Origin of the sequence: Archangium sp. (genome assembly GCF_036389735.1) — a bacterium.
Lineage (GTDB): Bacteria > Myxococcota > Myxococcia > Myxococcales > Myxococcaceae > Archangium.
In genome coordinates this window covers 1-2,961 of record NZ_DASVWK010000645.1, presented here as the reverse complement: position 1 = coordinate 2,961, position 2,961 = coordinate 1, and the positions used below count along the sequence as shown (strand labels likewise).

Here is a 2,961-nt window from a genome sequence, read left to right as displayed (position 1 = left end):
CGAGGCACGTCGAGCCCATGGGGCACGTGCCCCCGGCCTCGCACTTCGGGAAGCGGGAGAGGTCCGGTTGGAAGACGCACGCGGCCCCGCCCAGGAGCGCGGCCAGTCCCAGCCACGTCGGCCAGCGACTCATGGCAGCTCCCACACGAGGAAGAGGGCCCCACCCGCGCCCAGCACCGCGCCCGCCCCCATCAGCACGTTGGCCGCGCGCGACTGCTGACGGCCCTGCTGGAGACGCCCGGCGAAGCAGGAGCGGAAGGCCTCGCCCTCACCGGAGCAGCCCGCGTTGCCCGTGGACAGGCTCGTCTCCGAGCGGCGCGCAACCAGCCCGAAGCCCACTCCGGCCGCGAGCGCGACGCCCCCGGCCGCCAGCAGCACCGTGGGCCACGCCTTCCTCGGGCGCTCCACGAGCTGGGGCGGGGGACGCGGCGCCCACATCTTTTCCAGGCCGGGCGGGAGTCCCTCTCCCGAGAGCTGGGCGGTGGTGCGGGACTCCTGGCCCTCGCGGTCCACCACCGTGAGCGCCACGCTGTGCCCGCCGCCCACCCCGAGCGCCACCCCGCGCACGAGCCGGTCCGCGTCGAGCGCCTTCACCTGCGCGCCCCGGCACCCGGCATCCACGCAGGTGGGGAGCCGGCCTCCCAGGGCGCGGACCTTCGCCACCGTGCTCGCGCGCGGCTCCAGGCACAGCCCGGGCGTGGCCTCCAACGTCCGGCGCACGGTGTCCTCCAGCTGGCGGGCCTCGGCGCTCGAGAGCGCCACCGGTTGGAAGGGGACGAGCACCACCCGCTCACCCGTGCAGGGGGCCGGGGTTGCCGCCAGGGACAACAGCAACGCGAAGGGGAGCAACGTCATGGAGAGAGGTCGGGCTCCTGTTCGGGAGCGACGGGCATCTGGCCGAGGCTGGCCATGTAACCGGTATAGAAGTGGGGGCCGAAGGGCACGGAGAAGAGCCGGTCGCGGAAGGCATCCTCCACCGCCCCGCGCGAGGCGAAGGTGTTGTCACGCCAGGGGAGGCCCGCGGCATCCACCACCACGCTCGCCCGGGAGAGCTGGAAGGGGGCCTCGCGTCCCGTGGCGCGCAGGTAGTAGCCGCTGCCCAGGGGCAGCCCCAGCACCACCGAGCGCTCGCGCGCCTTGTGGAACTCCGTCACCCGGACGCCGCGCGCGTCCTCCACCCACAGCCGCCCCTCCAGCCCCGCGGGGAGCAGGAGGAAGCCCAGGCGCGCCTCGCCCCCGAGGTCCACCAGTGGCGCCGCGCGGTCGAGTGGGGGCGGTTGGATGGAGACGTCGAGCCGGCCGCGCACGTCCTCCACGCCCTGGTTGGCGGCGGCGACGAAGGCCTGGAGCTCCGAGTACTCCACGCGCCCGTCGGCGTTGACGTCCGCGGCCCCGGCGAGGGCCGAGCGCACCTGGTGGCTGAAGACGCCCGAGCGGATGGCGCTCCACTCATGGCTCTCCTGCTCGCGGGTGGTGGACAGCACGGCGCCCACGTGCGGGTAGCGCGACAGCTCGCGCGTGGCCAGCAGGCTCTTCACGGCCTCGAAGCGGGCGGGGGCCACCGGCAGCGCGCCGCGCGAGTTGACGAAGAAGTACGAGTCACACGCATCCACGATGAGGTGGAGCAGGGAGGCGCGGCTGGGGGCGATGACCTTCTCGTAGAGGTCGGTGCGGGTGAAGGGCGCGTCGAGGAGGCTCACCGCGCCCTCGCCCGCGGGCCCGCGCTTTCCGTGGCCGGTGAAGACGAAGTACAGCACCGGCTCGGCGCCGCGTGCCCGGTCCGCATCCATGCGGGCGTTGAGCCGGCCGAGGGCCTCCTGAAGGGCGGCGCGGGTGGGCGGGCGTGTCCTGGCGGCGAGCCCCGGGTGGAGGGACTGGGTCTCCGCGTCCAGCACGGAGAGGAGCACGGTCTCGCGGGTGCGGGGGGCGAAGAGTTCGTAGTAGCGGGCGCCATCATCATCCGCGTAGCGCAGGGGCGCCTGCTTCGGGTCGGTGCTGGCGTTGTTGGCGAGGATGAGGGCGTAGGTGACCCGCTCGGGCGCGGCGCTCGCGGCGGTGCCGACGAGGAGCGCGACCCACAAGGCCACCGGAGCGCATCGGAGCGGTCGCATAGGCGCGCGAGTGTCTACGGGAGGGGACAAGGGTCGCAAGGGGCCAAGGGTGCGCGGGAGTCATACGCCCAATGTCACCCAGACAATCTTTGGCGGTGGCGGATGTACCCCCTACCTCAGGGGTCGCCCAGGCGACCCGGACCCTGGTTCGTGCCGATTTTCCCAACCTTGGAGATCCAATCAGGCCGTCAAATCGCAATGACAGCATGAGGGAGGGGTGACGGCAGGCAGTGGGGCACGGTAAGTCGCCAACGGATGGAGTGGGATGCGCGGACATTGCAACGCTTCCGGGACGGTGACCCGCAGACGATGGCGCGGGTGTACCAGGCGCACGCCGAGACGCTGGCGCGGATGCTGCGCGCCATGGCCTGGCGGGGCATGAGGGGCGCCCTGGACCTGGAGAACACGGTACTGGAGACGTTCGCCCGGGCCTTCGAGCCGAGGACACGGGCGGCGTACGACGGGGTGCGCCCCTACGGGCACTTCCTGGTGGGCATCGCGCGCAACGTGCTCTTGGAGCAGTCGAGGGAGCGCGAGGTGGCGGTGGGGTTGGAGCCCTTCGAGGAAGCGGGACAGCCTCCGTTGGAAGGGGAGGGGTTGGCCCAGTCGATGGAGGACCGGGAGGTGGAGGGGTTGCTGGCGAGCTTCAAGGCGGGGCTGACGGCGGAGGAGCGGCAGCTGTTCGAGCTGCGCTTCGGGGATGAGGAGCTGGCGCAGGAAGGGGTGGCGGAGCGGTTGGGGATGACGCGCATCCAGGTGCGCAGGCGGGAACTGGGGCTGAAGACGCGGCTGCTCGAGTTCCTCCAGGCCCGCGGCTACCTGGAAGGGATGGAAGTGAAGGGGTGGAGCT

At 72.5% G+C, this 2,961-nt stretch carries 3 protein-coding genes; 1 reads left to right on the top strand and 2 read right to left on the bottom strand.

Annotated elements, in window-relative coordinates:
• Positions 1-129 precede the first annotated feature (129 nt).
• Positions 130-855 carry a hypothetical protein gene (locus VF794_RS22520; RefSeq protein WP_331113671.1) on the bottom strand — a complete coding sequence of 242 codons (726 nt, stop codon included), beginning with the start codon at positions 853-855 and terminating at the stop codon, positions 130-132.
• The gene (locus VF794_RS22515; protein ID WP_331113669.1) at positions 852-2,087 is read right to left on the bottom strand and encodes a hypothetical protein; all 1,236 of its coding nucleotides are present in this window, start codon (positions 2,085-2,087) and stop codon (positions 852-854) included. The genes VF794_RS22520 and VF794_RS22515 overlap by 4 nt, the downstream gene beginning before the upstream one ends.
• Before the next feature lie 300 nt (positions 2,088-2,387).
• Between VF794_RS22515 and VF794_RS22510 the strand changes: the two genes are divergently transcribed.
• A partial coding sequence (locus VF794_RS22510) for a sigma-70 family RNA polymerase sigma factor (protein WP_331113668.1) occupies positions 2,388-2,961 on the top strand: 574 nt, incomplete at its 3' end.

Coding starts and splice junctions, on each gene's coding strand:
- VF794_RS22520 (WP_331113671.1), bottom strand. CDS start 855: ATGACGTTGCTCCCCTTCGCGTTGCTGTTGTCCCTGGCGGCAACCCCG.